Origin of the sequence: Escherichia sp. AM3, from assembly GCF_032029835.1 — a bacterium.
GTDB lineage: Bacteria > Pseudomonadota > Gammaproteobacteria > Enterobacterales > Enterobacteriaceae > Escherichia > Escherichia coli.
Genome location: NZ_JAVUPQ010000624.1, coordinates 1 through 399, shown reverse-complemented (window position 1 = coordinate 399; position 399 = coordinate 1). Strand labels below are relative to the sequence as shown.

Genomic DNA, 399 nt, shown 5'->3' with positions numbered 1-399 from the left:
CCGCTGGCCCTGAAGCGTATAGTGACGTTCTCGTCCGGCTCAGGTAGACGCACATTGCCCGAATGGCTTAACGCAACGACACCGGCATTCATCGGTAGCGTTAATGCTTTTTCCGGCGACGGCCAGTCGAGCACAACGTCAGCCAGCGACGGCACAGATTTTACCCACCAGAGTTGCCCTTTATAGCGCCTGACGTCATAACCATTCAGGTGTATACACGGGGCAGCATCTTCCCTCGCCTGTGCAACTTCCTCCCAGATACGGTTGAGCATCGCCCGGGACGGCATAACCGCACGGTGGTAAGCCAGCCAGCGACGAATCAGAGCAGCCCGGCGCACGGGGCTCATCACCTTCAACGGCGCAATGTTCAGGGCACCGTCAGCGGTAGTCAGCGTATCC

1 protein-coding gene is annotated in these 399 nt (G+C 58.9%); it reads right to left on the bottom strand.

Annotation, left to right across the window (positions count from 1 at the left end):
* The coding region (locus RTW80_RS27575) for a TilS substrate-binding domain-containing protein (protein WP_312721279.1) at positions 1 to 399 on the bottom strand (399 nt) is incomplete at both ends.